This is a genomic window from Klebsiella sp. JB_Kp031 (genome assembly GCF_040064295.1).
In the GTDB taxonomy this organism is placed as follows: domain Bacteria; phylum Pseudomonadota; class Gammaproteobacteria; order Enterobacterales; family Enterobacteriaceae; genus Klebsiella; species Klebsiella quasipneumoniae.
In genome coordinates, this window is sequence record NZ_JBEAJW010000002.1 from 341,814 (window position 1) to 365,627 (window position 23,814).

Genomic DNA, 23,814 nt, shown 5'->3' on the forward strand with positions numbered 1-23,814 from the left:
GTTCACTTTCAAGTTTGCTTTTACAGCGCCATATCATGCTGCGGCGAGGCGTCGCGCTGAGGCTCAACCGGCTTCGCGGTCGCGGTGGGCGCAGCCGCTGGCATCTGGATCACCGGCGGTTTCGTCAGCTGCAGGGTCGCGGCGGTATCATCCCAAACCTGCTGGGTCAGCGCCACGTTGCCGTTCAGCTTCTGGCCGTAGCTCGGCACGATCTGGTGGATACGGGTCTGCCACTCCGGCGAGTTAAACTGCGTCGGGAACATCTGCTTGAGCACATTGAGGGTGATCGGCGCAGCGGTGGAAGCCCCCGGCGACGCGCCAAGCAGCGCGGAAATGGTTTTCTGCTGATCGACCACCACTTCGGTGCCCAGTTTCAACACGCCGCCCTTCTCTGCGTCTTTCTTAATGATCTGCACGCGCTGGCCGGCCTGGATCAGCTTCCAGTCCTCTTTACGCGCGTCAGGGTAGTACTCTTTCAGCGCGGCGAAGCGGTCATCATCGCTGAGCATCACCTGGCTGACGAGATATTTCACCAGATCGAAGTTGTCGAGACCGACGTGGGTCATCGGCAGCACGTTGTCAGTGGTAGTGGTGCTCAACAGGTCGAAGAAGGAACCGTTCTTCAGGAACTTGGTCGAGAAGGTGGCGAAAGGCCCAAACAGCACCACGCGCTTGCCATCGAGGTAGCGGGCGTCAAGGTGCGGTACCGACATCGGTGGTGCGCCGACCGAAGCCTGTCCATACACTTTCTCGAGGTGCTGCGCGGTGACCGCCGGGTTCTCGGTCATCAGGAACGAACCACCCACCGGGAAGCCAGCATAGTTGTCCGCTTCCGGAATACCGGTTTTTTGCAGCAGCTTCAGCGCACCGCCGCCGGCGCCAATAAAGACGTATTTCGCATCGATGGTCTGCGCCTCGCCGCTCTGCACGTTCTTAATGGTCACGTGCCAGGAGTTATCGGCATTGCGTTTGAAATCGGTGACCTCAGAGGAGGTTTGCAGGGTGAAATGGCTGTTTTTCTTCAGGCTGCCGATCAGCTGCCGGGTGATTTCGCCATAGTTAACGTCGGTACCCACCGGCGTCCAGGTGGCAGCCACTTTCTGCTGCGGATCGCGGCCTTCCATCACCAGCGGCGCCCACTGTTTAATTTGCGCGTGGTCGGTGGAGAATTTCATCCCCTGGAATAAGGTGGTCTGCTGCAGCGCGGTATAACGCTTCTGCAGATAGTCGACATTATCGCCCCAGACGAAACTCATATGCGGCGTGGAATTAATAAAGGAGTGCGGGTCGTGCAAAATACCGCGCTTCACCTGTGCCGACCAGAACTGACGGGAAATCATGAACTGTTCGTTAATATCCAGCGCTTTGCTGACGTCAATCGATCCGTCCGCCCGCTCCGGCGTATAGTTCAGCTCCATATTCGCCGAGTGACCGGTACCGGCATTATTCCAGCCGTTGGAGGATTCCAGGGCCACGCCGTCCAGTTTCTCCACCATCGTCAGGTTCCAGTCCGGCTGCAGCGCCTGCAGCCAGGTGCCAAGCGAGGCGCTCATGATCCCGCCGCCAATCAGCAGGAAGTCGGTTTTTTTAGAGGTATCCGCTTCAGCATGCGTCGCCGCGCTGACGAACATCGCTAATGCGGTAAAGGAAATAATCGTTTTTTTCATTGCAGGCATAATAGAATTATCACGTAGCACACGGTAATAAGAGGCAGCATATTAACGCACTTTTACTTTATTTTAAAATATCATTTACACTCTCGCATTTTTAATCAAATAATTATTTAACTTAAAAAATCAGAGCGGCACTAAAAAATAAGCGTCGGCGTAAAATCTCACTGAAAATTCAGCGCAATTACCGGAATAAATAGAGGAGAGGAATTTCTTTAGTTAATAAAGTGCAGGCGCGCATACCGTTTGTGCGCGCCTGGCTAAAGGCTTAATGGGCGGGAGTGACAGCGCTGCGCTGGGCTTCGCGCAGGGCGAGACGCAGATGATCGTGATGTTTGGTCAGCAGCTCCCGCGCGTGCCAGGCGTCCAGCCCGCTGAGCAGCATCAGGATGGCGGTGCGGCACTGGTGGTGGCAGCTGGTCAGCGCGGCTTTCGCTTCGCTGCGCGTGCAGTCGGTGGCCGCCATGACAATCGCCACCTGCCGCTCCGCCCAGTGTGGACTGTCAGCCTGCAGATCCACTCGCAGGTTGCTGTACACCCGGCCGTCACGGATAGCGAGGCCCGTCGACACCATGTTAAGGATCTGCCGCTGGGCCAGCCGGGCCTTCGGATTGGTCAAGCCCGCCACCGCTTCCGGCCCGGTTTGCGGAGCAATAATAATATCCGCCAGCTGCGCCGCCTCGCTGGCCGCCTGCTGAGTCACCACCGCGATCGGAGCCCCCAGCGACCAGGCGTGGCGCATCGCCCCCCAGACCCATGGGGTCTTGCCGCTAACGGTAAGCGCCAGCAGCATATCGTGGCTGGAAAAGTCCAGCGACTGCAGCTCGAAGGCGCCTAGATCGTAATTATTCGCCGCGGTCTCCCGCTCGGCCATCGCCGGCGTCTGCCCACCTGCAATCAGCCCCACCAGCGCGTGTTTGCCTTCCGGAGAGTAGTCGCTGACCGCCTGGACAGCCGTGCGGCCTGATTCCCCGGCGCCGATAATAACCAGACGCCCTCCCCGGCTCATTGTCGCGGTGGCGATATCAATCAACCGGGCGATATCCGGCAAACAGGCGCCAACCGCCTCCGATATCTGCTTATCATCCTGATGCAGCATCGCCAGCATGTCGGCGGTGGCGAGGCGATCGATGTGGGTGGTATCCGGGTGACGACGTGCCTGCATTGACGCGGTTAGCGAACTGCTCATAACAACCTCCATTTACGACAGAAAAAGCGCATCTCGGCGAAATCAGCGGCCTGATGCATATCCTTATATTCATCAGGACTATTTAACCTCTGTCGCCACTATAAGGGGAATCTTCCGCGCTTTACCGCCGTCGGGGTCACAGTTTACCGTCCCGATCGCCCGTTCACGGGCAATTGCCGATTATCTGAACAATCCTGTCTCAGCTCTCATCTTCGCCGTCCGCCTGCATGGCCAGCCAGAAGGATTGCTGACAGAGGTTATAAAATTGTTTGCGCATTGGCTGCACCACCAGGCCGGCGCTATCGATAACCTGCCACTCGATCCAGCACTCCGGGCAGGAGGCGGCATCCTGTTGCGGAAGTTCGAGTTCGTAGCGGTGCTGGATCACCACCCCGCTGCGATGTCGCCAGCGCGCGATCTGCCACTCTGCTTCCGCTTCATGGTCCTGTTCACGATGCTGTGCCAGTTGTTCAACGTGCTGTTGCCGGAGAATATCCCGGACCAGAGATGCCAGTTCCATCATGTCTGCCTTAAGCCTGTGGCGAAAAGCGACAGTTTATCGTGGACGGGACGAGGCTACCGTAGCAAAAGCGGCCTTTTGCTTTGATTACACGGCTTTATGAATGCCACGCTATCAGCGATAATAATCATTTACTGACTCTATCCGGGATCGTCATGAAGGCATCAGAGCACCCGCCTCGCGTTCGTCAACGCGCCTTACCGTTAAAGCTGAGCACCGCCGTCTCCTTGATGATCGGCAGCGTGATCGGCGCCGTGCTGCTGCTGGTCTATGCCCTGTGGTATATGCAGATCAGCAATGCCACTCGCGATGGTCTGAAAGAGACCGCGCTGGCGGTGGCGCGCACCATGGCCGATATGCCGCAGGTGAAGCGCGGACTGGAGGCGCCGCCGCAGCAGCAAATTATTCAGCCGCTGGCGCAGACCATCACCCGGCGCAACGACCTGCTGTACGCTATCGTCACCGATATGCAGGGTATTCGCTATTCGCATCCGGATAGCTCAATTATTGGCAAACCCTTCATCGGCCACGATATCCAGCCGACGCTGCAGGGAAAAGAGAACGTGGCCATTAACCACGGCGTGCTGGCCCCGGCGCTGCGGGTGTTTACCCCGGTGTTCAACGATCAACATCAGCAGATTGGCGTGGTGGTGGTCGGCATTTCGCTGAGTAAAGTGGACGAGCAGATCGCCAACAGCCGCTGGGACGTGCTGCTGACCATCCTGTTCAGCGCGCTGGTTTGCGCCCTCGGCACCTGGAGCCTGGTGCGCGGCCTGAAGCGCGTCCTGCTGGGGCTGGAGCCGCACGAAATCTCCACTCAGTTTCAGCAGCGTCAGGCCATGCTTCACGCCCTTAAGGAGGGGGTGGTGGCCGTCGATGCCCATGGTGAGGTTAACCTGATCAACCCGGCGGCGCGCGAGATCCTCTTTTCCGGGCCGGACAAGACGCTCGCTCATACCCCGCTGCTCGCTGACCTGCAGACGGTTTTGCACAGCGGCGAGCCGATGTATGACCGCGAGCTGGGATGCAATGGCCTGTTGCTAATCAGCAACACGGTGCCTATCCGCAGCCAGGAGGCCGTGGTCGGCGCCATCTGTACCTTCCGCGATAAGACCGAAGTCAGCCAGCTGCTGCAGCGGCTGGACGGTATGATGAGCTATGTCGATGCCCTGCGCACCACCTCCCATGAATTTATGAATAAACTGCACGTGATCCTCGGCCTGCTGAATATGAAAAGCTATGGCAAACTCGAGGAGTACGTGCTGCAGACCGCCCATCGCTACCAGGCGGACATCGGCGATATTCAGCACCGCATAAAATCCCCAGTGGTCGCCGGCTTTCTGATAAGTAAAATGCAGCGCGCCACCGAGTGCGGCTTTACCCTTAAGCTGGCGGAAGAGAGCCTGGTGCCGGATTGCCCGAATGAGAAGCAGGTCACCGTGCTGGTGACGGTGCTGGGCAACCTTATTGAGAACGCGCTGGATGCCATGAACGGTCAGGCGGAGGGCGAGATCGGCCTGCTGCTGCACTATCAGGACGGCTGGCTAAGCGGTGAAGTGAGCGACGACGGGCCGGGGATCCCGGAAAACAACATCGACGCTATCTTTAACAAAGGCTTCTCCACCAAAGGCGAGAATCGCGGCGTCGGGCTGTTTCTCGCCAACCAGCAATTACGCGAGCTGGGCGGCACCCTCGCCGTCGAGTCGGAACCCGGCGTATTTACTCAATTTTTTGTTCATCTCCCCTGGGATAGTAAAAGGAAACGTGCGTGATAAATGTGTTGATTGTTGACGATGATGCCATGGTGGCCGAACTGAATCGCCTGTACGTGGCAAGGGTTCCCGGCTTTCGTTGCAGCGGGAGCGCTTCGACGCTCAGTCAAGCCCAGGAGATGATTAACGATCCGCAACAGGAGATCGATCTGGTGCTGCTGGATGTCTATATGCAGCAGGACAGCGGGCTCGATCTGCTGCCGACTATCCGTCAATCGGGGCGCGCCATCGACGTCATCATGATCACCTCAGCGGCGGATGCCGCCACGGTGCAGACCGCCATGCATTACGGGGTAGTCGATTACCTGATCAAACCCTTCCAGTTTCCCCGTTTTGAAGAGGCGCTCACTACCTGGCGGGAGAAGCGCAAGCTGATAACCGGCCAACCCTATTACGAGCAGGCCGACGTTGACCGCCTGCTGCACGGCGGCACGCCGGAGGCCAGCGACGCGCGCAAGCTGCCCAAGGGGCTGACCGCGCAAACCCTGCGCACGCTGTGCCAGTGGATTGACGCCCACCCGGACGTTGAATTCTCTACCGATGAGCTGGCGGCGGCGGTGAATATCTCCCGCGTTTCCTGCCGTAAGTATCTGATCTGGCTGGCGCAGATCAATATTCTCTATACCACTATCCACTACGGCGCCACCGGGCGGCCGGTCTATCGCTACCGGCTGGTGGCCGAACAGTACAGTTTGCTTAAGCAGTACAGTCAATAACGCGGTAGCCGCTATCCAGCGGCGCAAAGCGCAATCGCTGCGGCGATGAAAGTATAATGTCGCGATTTTTGGTGACGAAAATCGCGTCGATATCCTGCCGTTGACGCAGCGCTGCGCAGCCTTTCTCGACGCCGAGACCGAACAGCAGCGTGGTCCAGATATCGCCGTCTAAAGAATCAGTGGAAATCACCGTGACGCTGTCGAGTTCGTTATCCAGCGGGTAACCGCTGCGCGGGTCGAGAATATGGTGCCAGCGCCTGCCATCCTGCTCGAAATAACGTTCGTAGGTGCCCGAGGTGACCACCGACTGTCCGTTAACCGTCAGAGAGCCGATCAGCGCCTGCGCATCGGCAAACGGTTTTTTCAGGCCAATGGCCCATTCGCCAAGGGTATGCACGTTGCCGCCGAGGTTGATCAGCGCCTTTTCCACCTGCTGCTGACGAAGATAATCACGCACCCGGTCAGCGATATAGCCTTTGGCGATCGCCCCAAGATCCAGCTCCATCCCCGGCTGCTGAAGAAACACGCTGCCGGTTGCCTCATCCAGGATCACCTCTTGCGGGCGGGTCAGCGCCAGCCGGGCCCTGATTTCGCCGGCGTCAGGCACACGGTGTCCCTGAAAGCCAATTCGCCACAGCTTCACCAGCGGCCCAATCGCGAGGTTAAAGGCGCTGTCGCGCACCATGCTGGCGGCTTTGGCGCACTGAATGAGCTGAAAGACCGGGCGGCTGACCGTCACCGGGTGACGTCCGGCGGCGTGGTTGATATCCATTACCTGCGACTCGGCGCGGTTAACGGTAAGCAGATCTTCGTAGCGTTTGATTAACTGAAATACGCGGGAGGCCAGCGCCTCATTATGGGAGCAGAGTTTGAGCAGGATGGGAGAACCCATCAGAACGGCGGAGTAGCTATAGACGCGGTTATCAGACATCGGGCTCTCCTTAGAAGGGATAAGCCGGGCGGCGAGAGCGCCAGCCCGGCATCAGCAATTACGTCTTATCCTCTGGCGCGTTTCGCCGCCTGGCGACCCGCGAGGGTGCCGAAAATGATGATATCCGCCACCGCGTTACCACCGATACGGTTGCCGCCGTGGATCCCGCCAACCACCTCACCGGCGGCGTAGGCGCCGCGGATCGGCTGCCGGGCAACGTCCAGCACTTCGCCATCGGTGTTAATGGTCACGCCGCCCATGGTGTGGTGCACCCCCGGGGCGATACGGATGGCATGGAACGGACCTTCGTTAATCGGCGCGCGCAGCGCGGTGGTACGGCCAAACTGTTCATCATGCTGTTTTTCCACCGCCCCGTTGTAGCACTCGAGGGTGGCGAGAAAGGCATGGTAATCCATCCCCAGTTTATCCGCCAGTTCACGCGGCGAGCTGGCGCTGGTGACGAAGCCTTTGGCGATATACTCATCGGCGGCTTTGTTTTTCGCCCGCACATGTTCGTCAAAGACGATGTACGCATAGTGTTCCGGTAGGGCGATAATCGCCGCGGAGACTTTATCGCGGGTCTCCATTTCGTTGAAGAAGCGGTTACCCTGCTGGTTGACGAGGATCGCCCCGCCGCCGCGAATCGACTCGGAAATCAGATAGGAGGTCTGCTGTTCAACGGTCGGGTGGATTTGAATTTCGCCCATATCCACGGTACCGGCGCCAATGCGCTCCAGCAGCGCGATACCGCTCCCGGTGGCCCCTTTGTGGTTGGTGGTGACGAAGCCTTCGAGGTCAGGACGATACTTCACCACCATCGCGCTGTTGGCGCTGAAGCCGCCGGTGGCCACCACAATGCTTTTAGTCTGGATCTCTACGATCTCGTTTTCGTCGTTGATCAGACGCACACCGCTGACTTCATCGCCGCTCATCAGGATCTCTTCCACCGAGGTATCCAGCAGGACGTCGATGCCGCGTTTGGTGATGTTGCGCACCAGGCCGCTAATCAGATAGCCGCCGACCGCTGACCCGTCGCGCGGACGGTGGGTGCGGTCAATGCTCATCCCGCCGGTGGTGGTGATATCATTGAGCATAATGCCGCGGTCCGCCAGCCATTCAATGGCTTGCGGGGCATTCTCCACAAAGCGGCGCAGCAACTGCGGATTGTTTTTATTGTGCCCGCCCCTCAGGGTTTCCTGATAGAACAGCTCTTTGCTGTCCTGAATGCCTTTCACGCGCTGGAAGCGGGTCTCCGCGGCGTTCATCCCGGCGGAAGCCTTGATGGTGTTCCCGCCAATGGTCGGCATTTTCTCGACGATCAGCACGCTGGCGCCTTCGTCGTGAGCCTGAATGGCGGCCGCCAGGCCGGCGCCGCCGCTGCCGACGACCACCACATCATAGCTTTTCGGCGCGGCGTCATTGCCGCCCTCTTCCGCCGCCAGCGCTTTGCTCGATTTCAGCATCGCTTTGGCGACCGCTTTTTTCACCGCCTCGCTCTGGCTGGTGGCCCCGGAAATGGCGTCGACGTGCGGGGTATTGGCGGTGAGAATACGTTCGCGGATCTCTTCGAAGCTGGTGGTGAACTCCACGGTCTGCACCGGGCTCGCCGCCAGTTCGATATCGGCGATATGGTCATTTTCGAGGCTGACGTTGATCACCAGTTCATTGGCGTCATCCTGAACGGTTTCAACAAACATCCCCGGCTTAAATTTAGCGTCGCCCATGCTCATGTCGCGGATCATCGCTTCCACCAGCGAGAAGCGCCACAGCGGTTCCGGAATGTGCAGCGCTTCGCGCTGGGTGCTGTCGATAAACAGCTCCAGCTCTTCACCCGCGGCGATACGAGCCGCCCAGTCAGGATAGGCGATGCAGGCGCGGCCCACAGCGATCAGGTCATAGCCGTGATCGAGGCCCAGCTCGGCATCGGCAACGTTAACCACCCCGCCGACGCCCATCACCGGCACCTGAGCCAGAGTGTCAGAGCGCATGGCGCAGTATTTCTCGATCAGCGGCGTCGGGTCGCTGGTATCGACGATAGAGGGACGCAGGGTCGCGCCCACCGAGAAGTGCAGATAATCGACGCCGCGAGCGGCCAGTTTTTCCAGCAGATACATGGTGTCATCGAAGCGGATCCCCGGGACCTCCATCTCTTCTGGCGAGAAGCGGTAGCCGATGATAAAGGCATCGTCAGCGTACTGGCGGGCCATTTTAAGGGTGATGTCGAGAACCGCCAGCGGGAAGCGGGCGCGATTGTCGCGGCTACCGCCCCATTCGTCGTCGCGCTGGTTGGAGTTTGGCGAATAGAACTGCTGAATAAGGTAGGTGTTGGCGCCGTGAATTTCGACCCCATCGAAGCCGGCAAGGATAGCGCGGCGGACGCCCTCGCCAAACTTGGCGATCATCCCCTCCACTTCTTCTCCGCTCAGCGCCCGCGGCATCGCGGCGCCCTCACGCGGGGCGGCGATGGCGCTCGGCGCCACGGGCTGACGTCCGCCAATCAGCTGCGGGTCGACCATGCGGCCGCCGTGATAGATCTGCAGAATCGCTTTCGAACCTTCCGCTTTAATTGCTTCAGCGATTTTCGCCAGGCCGGCGATTTTTTCATCGTTATCGATACCGATAGCGCCCGGGAAGGCCAGACCGTAGTCATCAATAAAGCAGCACTCAACAATAATGGTGCCGATACTGCCGGCGCGGGCGCGGTAGTACTCCACCAGCTCGCTGGTGACAGTCCCGTCGAAATAACCGGTGCAGGTGGTCATCGGCGCCATCAGCAAACGGTTTTTCAGTTCCGTACCATTTGGTAAAGTAAATGGCTGCAAAATACGTTCGTTACTGGTCATAAGTTACGCTCCAGATTTTGAAATATTAAAAATTCAGAATGGGGTGACGGAATCATTAATGGTTGTGGTTTTTTAATTCCTGTTGTCATGCTAATAATATAGCGACTTTTTTAGTTACTAAATCAATTACGTTAGTTATAAAACTATTTAACCCCAGCAATAACATCGCTACCCCTATTGTATTATTAAAATAATAAATAGCATTTACATAATACAAATGAAGGATAACATTTTAGATACTTGCGTTAACATTCAAAACGACCAACCATCAAAATTATTTGTCATTATTTCAAATACATACACATGCATAGAGTAAAAAAAGCATTAGTTGTACATTTTTTATTTTAACATTTATCGATATTTTCGCCAAAATAACACCTCATCAGATAGGGTTATATCGAAAATAAAAAAATAGTAAGATCACCTGCTTTTCTTGATCTCGATCAATTGCAACGACCATTGAAAGCGCAATATATAAATAACCAACAAATTTAATTTAACGCCCATCAAACCGCGTTAAATAATCGCCACGACGATACTCAGAAACGCAAAATAAAAACTAAAGTAACTTTTGTAATTAAAGAAATCACTGAGCGCATCGCTGGCGGAAACGTTATTTTCAACAACTTGCAGATACTCATTATGAAAGAGAAAAAGACAACCATACCGCCTGCCGGTGCAGTCAATCCAACGACTGCGAATAAAAAACGTCTCCTGATGATGGCGCTGCCGATTATCGTTGCTGTGCTGTTACTCTTCGTCCCGGTCCCGGACGGCCTGCCGCCGTACGCCTGGCACTACTTCGCTATCTTCGTCGGGGTGATCGTCGGGTTGATTTTTGAACCACTGCCTGGCGCCGTTATCGGCATCACCGGCGTGGTGGTCATCGCCCTGTGCAGTCAGTGGCTGCTGTTCAGCCCGGAACAGATGGCCGCACCCGGCTTCAAAATGGCTGGCGCCTCCTTTAAGTGGGCGGTGAGCGGCTTCGGCAACTCCACCGTGTGGCTTATCTTCGGCGCCTTTATGTTCGCCGCCGGCTACGATAAAACCCAGTTCGGCCGCCGCCTGGCGCTGATTCTGGTGAAATATCTCGGCCGTCGCAGCCTGACGCTGGGCTACGCCATCACCTTCGCGGATCTGCTGCTGGCGCCGTTTACGCCGTCGAATACAGCGCGCAGCGGGGGCACCATTTACCCAATTATCGCCAACCTGCCGCCGCTGTACGGTTCAAAACCGAACGATCCGAGCGCGCGTAAAATCGGTTCCTATCTGATGTGGGTAGCGATCACCGCCGCCTGTATCACCAGTTCGATGTTCCTGTCGGCACTGGCGCCGAACCTGCTGGCGCTGGCGCTGGTAAAAAGCATCGTCGGTATCAACATCTCCTGGGGCACCTGGTTCATCGCCTTCCTGCCGCTTGGCGTACTGCTGATCCTGACCATGCCGCTGCTGGCCTACTGGTTCTACCCGCCGGAAGTGAAAGTCAATAACGAAGTGCCGCTGTGGGCCGCTCGTGAACTGGAAAAACTGGGCAAACTGTCGCGCAATGAGATCCTGCTGCTGGTGTTCGTCTGCTTCGCGCTGATGATGTGGATCTTCGCCGCCGACTGGATTGAACCGGCCCTGGCCGCCCTGCTGGTTATCGTGCTGATGCTGTGGACCGGCGTGCTCTCCTGGAGCGATATCACCAACAATAAAGCGGCGTGGAACACCTTTGTCTGGTTCGCCACCCTGGTGGCGCTGGCCGACGGCCTCTCCTCCACCGGCTTTATCGCCTGGCTGGGTAAAGAGGGCGGCGCGCTGATGAGCGGTATCTCCCCGGGGATGGCGACCATCGTCCTGCTGCTGGCGTTCTACCTGCTGCACTATCTGTTTGCCAGCACCACCGCGCACACTACCGCGCTGCTGCCGGCCATGCTGACCATCGCCGCCACCATTCCGGGAATGAATATGGAAGTGTTCGTTCTGCTGATGGTGACCTCGCTGGGCGTGATGGGGATCATCACCCCGTACGGTACCGGCCCGAGCCCGATCTACTACGGCAGCGGCTATCTGCCGACCAAAGATTACTGGCGCCTCGGCACCATCTTTGGTGCCATCTTCCTGGCCGCCCTGCTGCTGATTGGCTATCCGTGGATGTCCATGATGTTCTGATTCATAACCGCCGGGAGCACCCCGGCGGTTTTTATCTTTATGGAGTAAGTGATTATGTCGACTAAACCGTTTGTTTATCAGGATCCATTCCCGCTGGCGCACGACGATACCGAATACTATCTGCTCAGCAAAGAGCACGTCTCCGTCGCCGAGTTTGACGGCCAGGAAGTGCTGAAAGTGGAACCGCAGGCGCTGACCCTGCTGGCGCAACAGGCCTTCCACGATGCCGCCTTTATGCTGCGCGTCTCCCATCAGCAGCAGGTGGCCTCGATTCTGCTCGACCCGGAGGCCAGCGATAACGATAAGTATGTCGCCCTGCAGTTCCTGCGCAACTCGGAAATCGCCGCCAAAGGCGTCCTGCCCACCTGTCAGGACACCGGCACCGCCATCATCATGGGTAAAAAAGGCCAGCGCGTCTGGACCGGCGGCGGCGACGAAGCCGCCCTGGCGCAGGGCGTGTACAACACCTATACCGAAGATAACCTGCGCTACTCCCAGAACGCCCCGCTGGATATGTATAAAGAGGTCAACACCGGCACCAACCTGCCGGCGCAGATCGATCTCTACAGCGTAGACGGCGACGAATATAAATTCCTGTGCATGGCGAAAGGCGGCGGTTCCGCCAATAAAACCTATCTCTATCAGGAAACCAAAGCGCTGATCACCCCGACGAAGCTGAAAAACTATCTGGTCGAGAAGATGCGCACCCTCGGTACCGCCGCCTGCCCGCCGTACCACATCGCCTTTGTCATCGGCGGGACTTCGGCGGAAGCGACGCTGAAGACCGTCAAGCTGGCCTCCACCCGCTACTACGACGGCCTGCCGACCGAAGGCAACGAGCACGGTCAGGCGTTCCGCGATGTGCAGCTTGAACAGGAACTGCTGCAGGAAGCGCAGAACCTCGGCCTCGGCGCGCAGTTCGGCGGCAAATACTTCGCCCACGATATCCGGGTGATCCGCCTGCCGCGCCACGGCGCCTCCTGTCCGATCGGCATGGGCGTCTCCTGCTCCGCCGACCGCAACATCAAAGCCAAAATCAACCGCGACGGCATCTGGATTGAGAAGCTGGAGAGCAATCCGGGGAAATATATCCCTGAGCATCTGCGTCAGCAGGGCGAAGGCAAGGTGGTCAGCATTAACCTGAATCAGCCGATGAGCGAGATCCTGGCGCAGTTGTCCGCCCATCCGGTTTCCACCCGCCTGAGCCTCAACGGCACCATTATCGTCGCCCGCGATATCGCGCACGCTAAGCTGAAAGAGCTGCTCGACAACGGCGAGGAACTGCCGCAGTACGTAAAAGATCATCCGATCTACTACGCCGGCCCGGCTAAAACGCCTGCCGGTTACGCCTCCGGCTCCCTCGGCCCGACCACCGCTGGCCGCATGGACTCTTACGTCGATCTGCTGCAGTCCCACGGCGCGAGCATGGTGATGCTGGCGAAAGGCAACCGCAGCCAGCAGGTCACCGACGCCTGCCACCAACACGGCGGCTTCTACCTCGGCAGCATCGGCGGCCCGGCGGCGGTGCTGGCGCAACAGAGCATCAAGAGCCTCGAGTGCGTGGCCTACCCGGAACTGGGGATGGAGGCTATCTGGAAAATCGAAGTGGAAGATTTCCCGGCGTTTATTCTCGTCGACGATAAAGGCAACGATTTCTTCCAGCAGATCCAGAACAAGCAGTGCGCTGGCTGTAAACAGCACGGCTAACACCCCCTTCTGGCGCTAACAGCAGGCCGTCGCCGTTCAGGTGACGGCTTTTTTTATGCCCGCGCCGCGCCAGCTTGAATTCACTTCCTGCCAGGCTATGCTCAACTACAAGTCCTACCTTGCTTGCTGAAAAATAACAATAATTCTCTTTCTCAGGTGCTTCTATGAACAGGATAAGCGTGGTTATCCTCTGGGTACTGGCGCTGCTGGCGTTACAGCCGGCGCTGGCCGCAGAGCCGCGGCAGCAGCCAACCGCTCGCGAAAAGGCGCGCACGGTATATATTTTCCACCAGCCGGTAGTGATGTTGCAGGCGACCTTTGGCCAGACGACGCCAGAAGAGCGCGTGCTGCGCACCCGCAGCGCCCTGCGCGCATTTACCGAGGAGGATATTCGCCAGCCGCTGCGGATCGTGCCGGTTATTCGCTATGGTCAGCCGGGACGGCTGTTTCTGATGAACGGCAAACCGGTGCTGCTGTTGAGCCAGGCGGATCTCGACGAAGGTGATGATTTAACCCTCGACCAGGCGGCCCAGCGGGTGCTGGCGCGGATGGAAGCCCAGCGCACCGGCCTGCAGGAACAGTTCAATCAACGCTATCTGCTGATCTCCGCCGGTAAGGCCCTCGCCGGGGCGCTGCTGCTGGCGCTGTTTTACTACGGCGCCTTCCGCACCTGGCGGCGGGTACGGCGCTTTTTCCAGCTGCGGATCCTCGAAAAGCGCAGCGCTATTCCCCAGCACTGGCGGCGCTTTCTCGGCAATATCGAGGTCCGATTGTATGCCGCGCTGGCGATCTTCGTCGGTGTCCTGGCCTGTTACATCTGGCTGAGCTGGGTCTTCAGTCTGTTTCCCTGGACGCGCGTATGGAGTGAATCGCTGGGTGACTGGTCGCTGGGGGTGATCCGCGATATCTCGCTGTCGATTGTCGCTTCCCTGCCGGGGCTGATAATCGTGGTGCTTATTTTTCTCATTACCTGGCTCATCATTCGCCTGGTGAAAGTGGTTCTCGACCAGGTCGCCGCCGGCCGCATTCAGGTTCCCGGCATTCATCCGGAGACCGTGAGCGCTACCCGTCGGCTTATCTCGGTGGTCATCTGGTTGTTCGCCCTCTCCGCCGCCTACCCGTTTCTTCCCGGCGCCAACTCCCTTGCCTTCAAGGGCATCAGCGTGTTCTTCGGCCTGATGCTGACCCTCGGCTCGACCGGGGTGATGACCCATGCGATGAGCGGCCTGGTGCTAATCTACTCCCGGGCGCTGCGTAAAGGCGACTGGATCCGCCTCGCTGACAATGAGGGACAGGTCAGCGAGATTGGCGTCCTGGCGACCAAGATCCTCACCCGTGAAAATTACATCGTGACGGTACCGAACGCGGTGGTGGTGAGCGGCAAGATTGTCAATCTCAGCGCCGAGAGCAGCGACGGCGGGTTCAATCTCACTACCAGCGTCACCATCGGGTACGATACGCCCTGGCGCCAGGTTCATGCGCTGCTGGAGCTGGCGGCGAGACGCACCCCCGGGGTCGATCAGCAAATTGCGCCGGTGGTGCGTAAGCTGGGGTTGCTCGACTGGTACACCTCGTATGAGCTGCAGGTGCGCTTATTACCCGCGACGAAGCTGCCAGATGGCCGTAACGCGTTACACAGCTGCATTATCGATGTGTTTAACGAATTCGGGGTGCAGATTATGTCGCCGAACTATGTGATGCAGCCCCGAGCCGCAGTGGTGGTGCCGCAGGAAGCCTGGTACGCCGCCCCGGCTGTCGCGCCGCAGGAGCCTGAGAAATAAGGGTTAACGTATCGGGAATGTCGCCGGGTGGCGGCTACGCCTTACCCGGCCTACAGGATCCTCTCACAGGCTTACACCTCGCAGGCCCGGCAAGCGCTGCGCCGCTGCGCAATCTATCGGCGCCGTACCCGCCATTATGCCGGGTGGCGGCTACGCCTTACCCGGCCTACGTACTTACGACCTGCCGTTAATTTATTCACCATTGTTGCTGAAACTGCCGATGCTGGCGGCCTCAAAATCGCTGAGACGTTCCCGGAAGGCCGGGGCAGCCCGCATGGATGCGGGCTGAGGGCCGTGTTTTGCATGGACGCTGCCTCGGCCCGACCCGAAGCCTGCAGGGATAAGTCGAAGGGACCGCGCAGCGGCGATTTTGCTGGCCGGAGCCCGGGGGTACAGGGGGCGGCGGCGACTGGCCGCCCCCTGTGCGCTCCCTGCGCCATAAGAGACATAACGCAGAAGATCAACCGGGAGCGCAATCTGCCCGAAATTAACATAGACGTTGTAGCCCTGCCAAACGTTGTGGCCCTGCCAAACATAGTGCGAACAGGGACATTTCCGGTTGTGCCGTTATTTCGCCGGGTGGCGGCTACGCCTTACCCGGCCTACGGGGTCTACAGGCGATCTTCGCTTCCCAGGCCCGGCAAGCGCTGCGCCGCCGGGCAATCTATCGGCGCCGTACCCGCCATTATGCCGGGTGGCGGCTACGCCTTACCCGGCCTACAACAACTGCCGGGCAATCCGACTCGGACGACGACTTAACCCCGCCCGGCGTCGATGTCGTCAAACACCTGCTGCGCCAGATGCATCGTGGCATTGGCTGCCGGCAGCCCGCAATACAGCGCAGAGTGCATGATCAGCTCTTTCAGCTCATCGCGGGTCACCCCGTTGTTAAACGACGCGCGTAGATGCATCTTCAGCTCCGCCTCGCGATTGAGAGCGATCAGCATGGCAATGGTGATCATGCTGCGGGTGTGGTGGTCGAGCCCCGGACGCGTCCAGGTCTCACCCCAGGCGTAGCGGGTGATAAAGTCCTGAAACTCGTCATTCAACGGCGTCAGATGCTGCAGGGTACGGTCGACGTGGGCGTCGCCCAACACTTTGCGCCGCACCGCCATTCCGTCCTGGTAGCGCTGTTTATCCTCCATGGCGTTCTCCCTGGAAAAAGCTCAGCAGCGCTGAAGTAAAGCTTTTCGCCGCCTCAATGTTTGACAGATGCGATGCCGGCAGAACCACCACCTGGGAAGCGGGGATCTGCTGCTGCAGAAAATTGGCGTCAGCGACCGTGGTGACAGGGTCACTTTCCCCGGCGATGATTAATGTCGGCAGCGGGATCTTCCCCGCTTCGCCCCGCAGGTCGGCGGCGGCCAGCGCCTCACAGCAGGCGGCATAGCCTTCGGCATCGGTATGGGTCAGCTGGTGACACAGGGCCTCCACCACCTCCGGCGCCTTCTGGCGAAACGCGTGGGTGAACCAGCGGTCCGCCGCCCCGGCGGCCACCACCGCCATTCCTTCCTGGCGTACCGCCCGCGCCCGCGACAGCCAGCTGGCCTGATCGCCGATGCGCGCCGCGGTGTTGGCGACGGCCAGACCATAAAAACGCTCTGGCGCAAAGCGGCCCAGCCACAGACCGGTCAGACCGCCCATCGAAATCCCGCAGAACCAGGCCCGGTCGATATTCAGATGATCGAGCAGCGCAATTACATCTTCCCCCAGCTGGGCGAGGGTCACTTTGCCATTTTTCGTCGTTTTACCGTGGCCGTGGGTGTCGTAGCGCAGCACCCGGAAATGGGCGGTTAGCGCCTCAATCTGCGGCTGCCACATCGCCCGGGTGGTGCCCAGCGAGTTGGAGAGAACGATAACCGGCGCACCTTCCGGTCCGTCGAGTTGATAATCAAGATTCATCATGTTGCTCCTGATAACGCGCCAGCACCTGGCGCACAAAGCATTCGGCGCTGCCGGTCGCCGTTGCCGGGTCCAGCAGCGTGGTTAAACGTTCGCGGGAGAGATACTGGCTGACCTGCGGATCCGCCGCGAGCAGATCGACCAGCGGACAGTGGCGGTCCAGCGCCTGACGGCACAGCGCCTCAATATGATGATGCGCCTCGGCTTTGCCGATGAATTCCGCCAGCGCCAGGGTCACCGCCTCAGCCATGATCAGCCCGTGGGTAATATCGAGGTCGGCGCGCATCTTCTGCGGGAAGACCTGCATGTCGCGCACCAGCGCCTCGCTTTGCGCCAGCGCCCCGCCCACCAGGGTAATCAGCTCCGGCAGCGTCTCCCACTCCGCCTGCCAGCCGCCCAGCGCCCGCTCGTGCTGCTGAATCTGGCTGGCGTAGAGGGTCGCCATCAGCCCCGGCGTGCGCTGGGCGGCGGTCAGGATCGCCGCGCAGGCCACCGGATTACGCTTATGCGGCATCGTCGACGAGCCGCCGCGCCCTTCCGCTACCGGCTCGCCCACCTCAGCCACTTCGGTCTGCATCAGCAGGGAGAAGTCGTTAGCGAATTTCCCCAGGGTGCCGCAGACGCCGGCGAACCAGGCGCCCGCCTCCAGCAGCCGATCGCGCTGGCTGTGCCACGGGGTATCCGGCAGCGTCAGACCAAGATTCTGCGCCAGCGCCTGGCCAACCGCCGGCCCTTTCTCTTTTAGCGCGTCCAGGGTCCCCGCGGCGCCGCCGAACTGCAGCACCAGCAGACGCGGACGCATCTCGCGCAGCCGCTGCTGCCAGCGCAGGAGCGCGTCGAGGGTACCCGCCAGCTTCAGGCCAAAGGTCACCGGCAGCGCGTGCTGCATCCAGGTCCGGCCCGGCATCACGGTATCGCGATAACGATCCGCCTGCCCGGCGAGGGCCGCCAACAGCTGCTCAAGCAGGGTCTCAGCGGCCTCCAGCGCCCCGCGCAGCTGGAGCACCAGACCTGTGTCGATGGCGTCCTGACTGGTGGCGCCCCAGTGAACGTAGCGCGCGGCGTCCGGATCGCGCGCTTTTACCTGGGCCGTCAGCTGTTTCACCAGCGGGATCGCCAGGTTACCCGCCCCCACCGCCGCCTCGCCGAGGGCGGTAAAATCGATCGCCTCGTGGCGGCAGGCGGCGACAATCGGCCCGACCGCCGCCGTCGGCACCATGCCGCAGGCGGCCTGCGCCTGGGCCAGCGCCGCTTCAAAATCCAGCATGCCCTGCACCCGCTGCGCGTCGCTGAACCAGTCGGTCAGCGGACTGCTGCGCAGCATCGGGGTCAACAAACTCATTCTGGCTCCTTAAACACGTTCAATAATCAGGGCGATCCCCTGCCCGACGCCGATGCACATGGTGCACAGCGCGTAGCGGCCGCCGGTCCGTTTCAGCTGGTAAGCCGCGGTCATCGCCAGGCGGCCGCCGGAGGCGCCGAGCGGATGCCCCAGGGCGATCGCCCCGCCGTTGGGGTTCACATGGGCGGCATCGTCCGGTAAGCCCAAATCGCGGGTCACCGCCAGCGCCTGAGCGGCGAAGGCTTCATTCAGCTCAATCACGTCCATCTGGGCTAACGTCAGGCCGGTCTGCGCCAGCACCTTCCGCACCGCCGGCGCCGGGCCAAAGCCCATAATGCGCGGCGCCACCCCCGCCGTCGCCACGCCGACCACCCGGGCCAGCGGTTGAAGATCGTTGGCCGCCAGCGCGGTTTCGCTGGCCAGCAGCAGCGCGCAGGCACCATCGTTAACGCCGGAGGCATTCCCGGCGGTGACGCTGCCGTCGGCGCGCACCACGCCGCGCAGTTTAGCCAGCGCCTCCAGCGAGGTGCTGCGCGGGTGTTCATCGCGGCTAAACCGCAGCGGCTCGCCTTTGCGCTGCGGCACCTGGACGGCGATCAGCTCATCGGCGAAACGTCCTGCCTCCTGGGCCGCGGCGGCGCGCAGTTGACTGCGCAAGGCGAACGCGTCCTGATCGGCGCGGGAAATGGCAAACTCATCGGCGACGTTTTCCGCCGTCTCCGGCATGGAATGGACACCGTACAAGGCTTTCATCTGCGGGTTAATAAAGCGCCAGCCGATGGTGGTATCTTCCATCTGCATGTTGCGGCTAAAGGCGCTCTCCGCTTTACCCATCACAAACGGCGCCCGGGACATGCTCTCCACCCCGCCGGCGATCATCAGCTGCGTTTCACCGCTTTTAATCGCCCGCGCCGCGACGCCGATCGCGTCGAGGCTGGAGCCGCACAGGCGGTTGATGGTGCTACCGGGCACGCTCTCCGGCAGCCCGGCCAGCAGCAGCGCCATGCGCGCCACGTTGCGGTTGTCTTCCCCGGCCTGGTTGGCGCAGCCCAGAATCACATCGTCAATGCGCGAGGGATCCAGCCCCGGGTTACGCTCCAGCAGCGCTTTCAGCGGCAGCGCCGCGAGGTCGTCGGCGCGCATCGTCGCCAGAGTACCACCAAAACGGCCAAAGGGTGTACGCACCGCATCACAGATAAATGCCTGATTCATCATAGGTTCCTTACGCGCTTTCCGCCAGTTGTTCAAAGGTCAGCGTCACCGGAGTGATGCGCTGCAGCTCTTCAAAAGAGAGACCGTTAAAGATTTCCCGCACCACCGGGCCGCGGTCGGTAATGTCGATCACCGCCAGGTCGGTATAGATCCGGCTAACGCAGCCGACCCCGGTCAGCGGATAGCTGCACTGTTCCACCAGCTTGCACTCGCCGTCGCGGGTCAGATGGTCCATCATCACAAACACCTGGCGAGCGCCGATGGCCAGATCCATCGCCCCGCCGACCGCCGGGATAGCGTCCGGCGCGCCGGTGCTCCAGTTGGCGAGATCGCCGCTGGCGGAGACCTGATAGGCCCCCAACACGCAGATATCGAGATGGCCGCCGCGCATCATGGCAAAGGAGTCGCCATGGTGGAAATAGCAGCCGCCCTGCAGGAGGGTGACGTACTCTTTTCCGGCATTGATCAGCTCCGGATCTTCTTCGCCAGGCAGCGGTTTCGGCCCCATGCCCAGCAGGCCGTTCTCGCTATGCAGGAACACCTCTTTGTCGGCGGGCAGGTAATTGGCAATCCGGGTCGGCAGGCCAATACCGAGGTTAACGTAAGCGCCTTCGGGGATATCGCGGGCCACGCGCTGGGCCATTTCGTCACGGGTCAGTTTTTGCATCTCGGGCTCCTCAGGCGCGTTGTGCGGCAGTCAGGTTTTCCAGCGAGAAGAGGCGCTGGACGAAAATGCCGGGGGTGATAATGTGTTCAGGGTCGAGGTCGCCCAGCGACACCAGCTGCGAGACTTCAACGATGGTGGTTTTCGCCGCCGTCGCCATAATCGGGCCAAAGTTGCGTGCCGCCTTGCGATACACCAGGTTGCCCCAACGGTCGCCCTGGTGAGCTTTAATCAGCGCGAAATCGGCTTTGATCGGATACTCCAGCACATAGTGGCGGCCGTCGATTTCCCGTGTCTCCTTCCCTTCCGCCAGCGGCGTGCCGTAGCCGGTGGGGGTAAAGACCGCGCCCAGCCCGGCGCCGGCGGCCTGGATCCGCGCCGCGAGGTTGCCCTGCGGCACCAGCTCAAGCTCCACTTTGCCGCGGCGATAGAGGTCATCAAAAATCTGTGAATCGACCTGGCGCGGGAAGGAGCAGATCATTTTGCGCACCCGGCCAGCCTTCAGCAGCGCCGCGAGCCCCACTTCGCCGTTACCGGCGTTGTTGTTAATGATGGTCAGGTCGCGGGCGCCCTGGTCTATCAGGGCGTCAATCAGAAAGGTCGGCTGGCCGGCAGGACCAAAGCCGCCGATCATAATAGTCGCCCCGTCGTGGATCCCGGCGATGGCCTCGCTCAGCGTCGATACGCTTTTATCAATCATCAGGTCGCTCCATTGATGTGCGGTAATCGCACTTTTATTCGTTGTTCGCACAAAATGTGACCCGCTTAACGATGTCGGTCAAGGGCGATAATCGAAATATGGTGCGATAATCGAACATCGGTTATCTTTAGCGAAAGAATGTGATCGATGGCAAATATGGGGAACAGAAATGGATAAGCATCCAGACGATTTACTGACCGGCGACGGCGATCCGTTTAAGGGCGATCCTAACTTTATGGCCTCGCTGGCGCGCGGCCTGGAGGTCATTCAGGCATTCACGCCGCAGCGGCCCCTGCTGTCTATCTCACAGATCAGTCAGAAGACCGGTATTCCGCGCGCCGCGGTGCGCCGCTGCCTGTATACCCTGAGCAAGCTGGGGTTCGTCTATGCCGAAGACGGTAAAAACTTTCAGCTACGGCCGCGGATCCTGTCCCTCGGTCACGCCTGGCTGGCCTCGACGCCGCTGGCGCGTTCGGCGCAGCCGGTGCTGCGGCATCTGAGCGAAATGCTCAACGAGTCCTGCTCCATCGCCACCCTCGATGGCGACGATATTCTGTATATCGCCCGCGCCTCCAGCTCGCGGATCATGACCATCGACCTCGATATCGGCAGCCGCCTTCCGGCGTGGGCGACCTCGATGGGCCGGGTGCTGCTCAGCCATCAGCCAGAGGAGAAGCTCAACGATATGCTGGCCAGGGTAACCATGATCCGCTATACTCCGCAGACGGTGGACTCGGTGGCGAAGCTGCGCGCCGAGCTGAAACGGGTGCATCAACAGGGGTATGCCCTCAACGATCAGGAGCTGGAGATGGGCCTGCGCTCCCTCGCGGTACCGCTGTTTAACGCCCAGGGTCAGGTGCAGGCGGCGCTGAACGTCGGGGTGCATGCGGGCCAGATGTCGGCCCGCGAAATGATCGACCGCGTGCTGCCGGAGCTGCAAAAAGCCGCCCGCGAGCTGACGCTGCTGATGCGCTAACGGCTGCGCTTGGCGTGCTGCTCCCAGGTTTCCTGCTTCGCTTCGGCCGATTTACGCAGCGCGACATAGCAGGCGCCGCTGCCGCCGTGGTGCGGAAGCGCGGCGCAGAAGGCCTGCACCTCCGGCAACTCTTCCAGCCAGCGCGCCAGATAGCTGCGGATGATATTGGCGTGGGACTGATCGTCGCGGCCTTTGCCGTGAACGATCAGCACATTGCGTAACCCCTCTTTCTGCGCCTGCACCATAAAGGCGAAGAGCATCTGCCGGCACTGCTCCACCGGCTGGCGCAGCAGGGAGAGGCTCGCCTGCTGGCCGTATTTCCCCCGCCGCAGCTTATCCAGCACGCCGCTCTGCAGCCCTTCGCGCTTAAACTCCAGCGGCGTGGCGAGCGGTACGATATCGAGATAGCCGGTAGTGAGAAAATTATCCAGTTGCAGGGTGTCGACGCGCTGCGGGGCGCGACTGTTGCGCCCGGGATGCCAGTGCACGTCATTGTTACGTTTCAGGGGCTGGACATCTTCCATGGCGTCAAGAAACAGGGATTTGTCATCAAGGTTCATGGGCTCTCCTCCAGCGGCTGTCGCCAGCTACTATAGCCGCCTCGTGCTCCCCCCTCAATGCGTTTATCCCCGTCTGCTGGCAAAGTGAGCGCGACGGGCGGTTAAGGAAACCATTGTCGACTCTGGCGGCGAAACAGGGTGATCAATGACGCCGTTAGCGGCGTCTGTCGGGTGTCGCGCCGCTGGATCAGAAAATAGGCCGCCGTCGGCAACGCTTCGCGGACGGGGATCATCATCAGCTTGTCCGCCATCAGCGGATCGTTGCCGAGCTCCACCGGCAGGATACTGAGAAAATCGCTTTTCACCACCAGGCTGATGCACGACGAGAAGGTCTCGCACACAATATTCACCTTTGGCGCCAGCCCGGCCTGATTAAACCTGTCCTGCAGCTGTTTAAAGTAGCTGCCGCGCGGCGTCGGCATGGTCCAGTGGTGATCCATCAGCTCCACCAGCGAGGTGGCCTGCGCCGCCGGATGCCCCGCGCGAGCGAACACCGCGAACGGTTTCTCAAACAGTTTTTCAAAGCTGAACTCATGGTCGTACGGCCCGGGATAGTAGGTATTGATGGTGAAATCCAGCTCTCCCTGGCGCAGCTCATTGATCATCGCCAGCAGCTGGCCCTCCATGATCCGCACCGTCACCTGAGGATGCTGCTGATGAAAGCGGCAGATCACCGACGGCATCAGCGACCGGGCGACGCTGGCGCCAAGGCCAATATTGATCTGCCCGGCCTGCTCTCCCTGACGCTGCAGCAGTTCATCCTGCGCCGCCCGCAGCTCCTCAAGGATCAGGCTCGCATGTTGATAAAAACTTTCGCCATTGTCAGTCAGCGCCACCCCCTGGCGGCGGCGGACGAACAACTGAGCGGAAAGCCCCTCCTCGAGCTCTTTAATCGCTTTGGTCAAGGCCGGCTGCGAGATCGCCAGCGAGCGGCTGGCGCCGCGAATACTCCCTTCCCGGGCCACCTCGACGAAGGCGCGAATTTGATGAAATTTGATCTGAAAGGCCATGCTTTTGGTGATAACCGTTGTTTATCAGACGCAAGAAAATGACATCTACTGTAATCCATCAGGCTGTGGCAGGTTAAGAGCGTTAAGGCCTGTAGCGTGTCAGTGATAAACAAAAGCTATCACATCGTGAACGCCATCACATTTTTTACTTATGACAGGATAAGC

At 59.9% G+C, this 23,814-nt stretch carries 19 protein-coding genes; 6 read left to right on the forward strand and 13 right to left on the reverse strand.

Going from position 1 to position 23,814, the window contains the following annotated elements; genetic code table 11:
- Positions 1-20: 20 nt before the first annotated feature.
- The 3 genes from mqo to ABLV64_RS03720 form a co-directional block, all read right to left on the reverse strand.
- Positions 21-1,631: a malate dehydrogenase (quinone) gene (gene mqo, locus ABLV64_RS03710; protein ID WP_228958665.1), complete on the reverse strand. Its 1,611-nt coding sequence runs from the start codon at positions 1,629-1,631 to the stop codon at positions 21-23.
- 307 nt (positions 1,632-1,938) lie between these two features.
- A complete protein-coding gene (locus ABLV64_RS03715) occupies positions 1,939-2,859 on the reverse strand; it encodes an N-acetylmuramic acid 6-phosphate etherase (RefSeq protein WP_017900310.1) in 921 nt (306 codons plus the stop codon).
- A 199-nt stretch (positions 2,860-3,058) separates the two neighbouring features.
- Complete coding sequence (locus ABLV64_RS03720) at positions 3,059-3,382, reverse strand: hypothetical protein (RefSeq protein ID WP_172972448.1); 324 nt, start codon at positions 3,380-3,382, stop codon at positions 3,059-3,061.
- Between the two features lie 152 nt (positions 3,383-3,534).
- Here ABLV64_RS03720 and ABLV64_RS03725 point away from each other — a divergent pair, with 152 nt between their 5' ends.
- Both ABLV64_RS03725 and dcuR read left to right on the forward strand, forming a co-directional pair.
- Entirely contained in the window at positions 3,535-5,151 is a 1,617-nt protein-coding gene (locus ABLV64_RS03725; RefSeq protein WP_004206077.1) for a sensor histidine kinase, read from the forward strand.
- Positions 5,148-5,867 (forward strand): two-component system response regulator DcuR, encoded by a 720-nt coding sequence (gene dcuR, locus ABLV64_RS03730; RefSeq protein WP_017900307.1) that lies wholly within the window; start codon positions 5,148-5,150, stop codon positions 5,865-5,867. Before ABLV64_RS03725 ends, dcuR begins: the two co-directional genes overlap by 4 nt.
- Here dcuR and ABLV64_RS03735 read toward each other — a convergent pair.
- Both ABLV64_RS03735 and ABLV64_RS03740 read right to left on the reverse strand, forming a co-directional pair.
- Positions 5,848-6,798: an FAD:protein FMN transferase gene (locus ABLV64_RS03735; protein WP_048324073.1), complete on the reverse strand. Its 951-nt coding sequence runs from the start codon at positions 6,796-6,798 to the stop codon at positions 5,848-5,850. The two genes, dcuR and ABLV64_RS03735, sit on opposite strands and share 20 nt — an antisense overlap.
- 65 nt (positions 6,799-6,863) lie before the next feature.
- A complete protein-coding gene (locus ABLV64_RS03740; RefSeq protein ID WP_348842960.1) occupies positions 6,864-9,641 on the reverse strand; it encodes a flavocytochrome c in 2,778 nt (925 codons plus the stop codon).
- A 642-nt stretch (positions 9,642-10,283) separates the two neighbouring features.
- Between ABLV64_RS03740 and ABLV64_RS03745 the strand changes: the two genes are divergently transcribed.
- The 3 genes from ABLV64_RS03745 to ABLV64_RS03755 all read left to right on the forward strand — a co-directional run bounded on the left by ABLV64_RS03745 (position 10,284) and on the right by ABLV64_RS03755 (position 15,283).
- Positions 10,284-11,795, forward strand: coding sequence for an anion permease (locus ABLV64_RS03745; protein ID WP_049092623.1), 1,512 nt, complete (start codon positions 10,284-10,286; stop codon positions 11,793-11,795).
- 54 nt (positions 11,796-11,849) lie between these two features.
- Positions 11,850-13,502 (forward strand): class I fumarate hydratase FumA, encoded by a 1,653-nt coding sequence (fumA, locus tag ABLV64_RS03750; protein WP_048294808.1) that lies wholly within the window; start codon positions 11,850-11,852, stop codon positions 13,500-13,502.
- Between the two features lie 164 nt (positions 13,503-13,666).
- Positions 13,667-15,283, forward strand: coding sequence for a mechanosensitive ion channel domain-containing protein (locus tag ABLV64_RS03755; protein ID WP_065904147.1), 1,617 nt, complete (start codon positions 13,667-13,669; stop codon positions 15,281-15,283).
- A 755-nt stretch (positions 15,284-16,038) separates the two neighbouring features.
- Here ABLV64_RS03755 and pcaC read toward each other — a convergent pair.
- The 6 genes from pcaC to ABLV64_RS03785 are packed head-to-tail and all read right to left on the reverse strand — an operon-like array spanning position 16,039 to position 21,103.
- Positions 16,039-16,428 (reverse strand): 4-carboxymuconolactone decarboxylase, encoded by a 390-nt coding sequence (pcaC, locus tag ABLV64_RS03760; protein WP_004886998.1) that lies wholly within the window; start codon positions 16,426-16,428, stop codon positions 16,039-16,041.
- Positions 16,418-17,185, reverse strand: a complete 768-nt coding sequence (gene pcaD / locus ABLV64_RS03765; protein WP_048294806.1) for a 3-oxoadipate enol-lactonase — start codon at positions 17,183-17,185, stop codon at positions 16,418-16,420. Before pcaD ends, pcaC begins: the two co-directional genes overlap by 11 nt.
- Positions 17,175-18,527 carry a 3-carboxy-cis,cis-muconate cycloisomerase gene (locus ABLV64_RS03770; protein ID WP_017898693.1) on the reverse strand — a complete coding sequence of 451 codons (1,353 nt, stop codon included), beginning with the start codon at positions 18,525-18,527 and terminating at the stop codon, positions 17,175-17,177. The genes pcaD and ABLV64_RS03770 overlap by 11 nt, the downstream gene beginning before the upstream one ends.
- Positions 18,528-18,536: 9 nt before the next feature.
- Complete coding sequence (gene pcaF, locus ABLV64_RS03775) at positions 18,537-19,739, reverse strand: 3-oxoadipyl-CoA thiolase (RefSeq protein ID WP_004887005.1); 1,203 nt, start codon at positions 19,737-19,739, stop codon at positions 18,537-18,539.
- A 10-nt stretch (positions 19,740-19,749) separates the two neighbouring features.
- Positions 19,750-20,406, reverse strand: coding sequence for a 3-oxoacid CoA-transferase subunit B (locus ABLV64_RS03780; RefSeq protein WP_004887008.1), 657 nt, complete (start codon positions 20,404-20,406; stop codon positions 19,750-19,752).
- A gap of 10 nt (positions 20,407-20,416) precedes the next feature.
- Positions 20,417-21,103 carry a 3-oxoacid CoA-transferase subunit A gene (locus tag ABLV64_RS03785; RefSeq protein WP_004887011.1) on the reverse strand — a complete coding sequence of 229 codons (687 nt, stop codon included), beginning with the start codon at positions 21,101-21,103 and terminating at the stop codon, positions 20,417-20,419.
- 169 nt (positions 21,104-21,272) lie between these two features.
- Between ABLV64_RS03785 and ABLV64_RS03790 the strand changes: the two genes are divergently transcribed.
- Positions 21,273-22,079 (forward strand): IclR family transcriptional regulator C-terminal domain-containing protein, encoded by an 807-nt coding sequence (locus ABLV64_RS03790; RefSeq protein WP_049116847.1) that lies wholly within the window; start codon positions 21,273-21,275, stop codon positions 22,077-22,079.
- Here the strand turns inward: ABLV64_RS03790 and smrA are convergent.
- Positions 22,076-22,639, reverse strand: coding sequence for a DNA endonuclease SmrA (smrA, locus tag ABLV64_RS03795; RefSeq protein WP_004887017.1), 564 nt, complete (start codon positions 22,637-22,639; stop codon positions 22,076-22,078). The genes ABLV64_RS03790 and smrA overlap by 4 nt on opposite strands.
- 101 nt (positions 22,640-22,740) lie before the next feature.
- Complete coding sequence (locus ABLV64_RS03800) at positions 22,741-23,649, reverse strand: LysR family transcriptional regulator (RefSeq protein WP_064177883.1); 909 nt, start codon at positions 23,647-23,649, stop codon at positions 22,741-22,743.
- Between the last annotated feature and the right edge of the window lie 165 nt (positions 23,650-23,814).